1 protein-coding gene and 1 pseudogene are annotated in these 2,847 nt (G+C 61.6%); both read right to left on the bottom strand.

Annotation, left to right across the window (positions count from 1 at the left end; all coding sequences use genetic code 11):
* Window positions 1-2,323: response regulator (locus tag V6C07_RS10925; protein ID WP_333536511.1), on the bottom strand; the 2,323-nt coding region annotated here is incomplete at its 3' end.
* Between the two features lie 295 nt (window positions 2,324-2,618).
* Window positions 2,619-2,847, bottom strand: a pseudogene (locus V6C07_RS10930) (cobyric acid synthase); the annotation flags it as partial.

The raw sequence follows: 2,847 nt of genomic DNA on the forward strand, positions 1-2,847 counted from the left end.
CGGCGCCTGTGTCCACAGGCATGTGCGGGCCTTCGTTGCCCTTTTGGGGCATTGCCGTGGCGCCGCCTTCCTCATGAGCCTGCCTGGCGGGATTGCGCCCAAGGCCGCCGACCAGCCATTTTTCCAGCGTGTCATAGAGCGTTTCAGGATTTACGGGCTTGGTAAGATAATCATTCATGCCCACATCCTTGCCTTCCATACGCGAGGCCATGTCTGTATGGGCAGTCATGGCAATCACCGGCAGTTCCTCGGGGCTGAAGCCCATGCCCCGGATGCGTCGCGTGGCCTCAAGGCCGTCCATCACCGGCATCTGCACATCCATAAGCACGAGGCCCAGGGGCGGATGCGCGGGATCTTCCAGCAGATGCAGCGCCTCCTGCCCATTGGCGGCCAAAATGACCTCAAGCCCGGCGTGTTCCAGCAACTCACGCGCAATCTGCGCGTTGATGTCGTTGTCTTCCACCACCAGCACGGCAAAAGACGCGGGCGGCATGCGCTCGCCGTTGCTGACGGATGCCCCGGTCTGTCCGGGTTGTCCGAATTGCCTGAACTGATCTCTTTGTCCGCCCTGACCGCCCTGACCGCTTTGACTGCTTTGGCCGGAAAAAGCAGGCGCGCCCGACGACAGGTCTTCCGCCAGTTCCACGCCGTTATGCCCGTCCGCAGACTCCGGCAGCTCCATATCCACAGAAAAAGAAAAACGGCTGCCCTGCCTCGGCACGCTGCTCACTGTAAGCTCGCCGCCCATAAGGCTGACCAACTGCCGCGCCAGGGCAAGCCCCAGCCCAAGGCCGCTGAAAGAACGCGTCATGGATTCGTCGCCAAGGGTAAACGGCTCGAAAAATTTTTTCCATTGCTCCTCGCCCAGACCGGGTCCGGTATCCGAGACCACAAAGAGCAGCCGTATGGCCCCCTTGCGCGTAGGCGGCTCGCCCGATGGCAGGATGCGGAAATCCACACTGCCGCTGACGGTATATTTGACCGCATTGTCCAGCAGAATGCGTAACACTTCTTCCAGATGACGCTCATCCCCCGCCACAACGGCGGGAATGGAGGGGTCCAGCACAAAATTGAGACGCAGGTGTTTTTCAAGAGCCAGCCCCGCCACGCTCTGGCGCAACAGTTCCAGAAGGTCCGCCACGGCAAAGACCTTGCGTTCCATGCGGATGGAACCCTCGCTGGCGCTGGAAAAATCCAGGATGCGGTTTACCATGTCCAGCAGCACGCCGCCGGACTTGTTGATCTGCGCCAGATAGTCCCGCTGCACCACGTTGAGTTCCGTTTGCAGGCTGAGATAACTCATGCCGATGATGGCGTTGAGCGGCGTGCGTATCTCATGGCTGATGCGGCGCAGAAAATCATCCTGCACATGCGAGGCCCTCTGGGCCAGCTCCAGCGAGGTCAACGCCTGTGAACGGGCCATCACCGCCTGCTGGCGGCTTCTGCGCGCGCGCTGTTCCGCTTCCCTGAGTTCACGGATGCGCGAATAGAGCGTTCCCTTCATGCGCTGCAAAGAGGCAAACATGACCGCCAGCTCATCCCGGTGCCGCAGGCGCAACGGCACGGGGGCCAGCCCTGCGGCCACACTTTCGGCATATCTGCTTACGCGGTCCAGAGGGTCGGCGATGCGGGTCTGAAAAATGTAGGCATTGCCCAACACGCTGCTTCCAAGCAGCGTCAGACCCGCCAGGACGGCCACAAGCGTCCAGCGCAACGGGGCCTCACGCTCGCCAAGGTGGGCCAGAAATTCGGCACGCTGCCTGTCCCCCAACTGGCGGGCAGCTTCGGCTATGGAGTCCGGGATGCGGGCAAGACCGTTGCTCTGCACCCAAAGCAGCGCAGCCTGCCTGTCTTGCCGGGCCTGAACCGGAGTGGCTTCCGGCCCGCTTTTCAGGGCGCTGCGCATTGCGGTTTCCGTCATGGATTCGAGCAGAACAAGCTGGGCCAGAATGGACTGTACCTGAACCTGCACATTGCCGGTCACCCCCAGACCGTCAATGAGCGAAAACAGCGAGCGGCGCTCACCGGGCGCGATCTGGGCCGATGACGGGCGCGGCGTCTCGCCCCGCTCGATCCGCAGCAGATGCCGCCAGCGCTCAAGGTGAAAAGTGTCGCCGGTGCTGATGTAGTCAAGGGCCGCGCGGTAATTCTCGCGCGAAACACCGCCTATTTCCGCCAGCAGGCTTTCAAGGTGATGGTAGTTACGCAGAAGGCCGTTGATCTCATGCAGACTGTGGCCAAGCCAGCCCGTGCACAGGCTGAGCAAAAGGACCAGGCACAGTTGCGCCATATTGGAGGTTTTTATAAGCGCTCTTATACTCATGCCTTGTGTTCCCGAATCCGGGCGTTCCCGCAGCTTGGCCTGCGGGCGCAACGGCAGTGCGTTTCAAGAGGTGAGGGGCAAGAGGCCGGCTCCGGCATACAGCGCACGGAAACATTTCCGGAGCGAAGCGGAACGGCCGGGGCTGTAAACATTGAGGCGCAAAAATACTGTTCCGTTGGGCGGGTCATAACGTCCGACGTGTGCCGGGCCGTATGCGGGGCGGCCCACCTGTTTTCCCTCGCTGCGCCGGAAGGAAAGGAATTTTCTGCAGCAGGCGATTACTTGGGAATAAACCCTAACACAGGCCGAGCAGGCCGTAAATGGCCTGCATGTCGAGAGACTTTTCCACCGTGTCGGCCAGGCGATCCAGTTCCGGCCCAAGGCTGTAGGGCGTTCCGGCAAGAGCCGGCAGGCCGGCGTCCTGCCGGAGTGCTGACAAAAAGGCATGTCTGAAGTCATCGGCATCAAAAAGCCCGTGCAGATAGCTGCCCCATATCCGCGCCCGGCCCGACCCGTCGCACAGG

The organism is Desulfovibrio sp. 1214_IL3152, assembly GCF_036763055.1.
Classification (GTDB): Bacteria; Desulfobacterota; Desulfovibrionia; order Desulfovibrionales; family Desulfovibrionaceae; genus Desulfovibrio.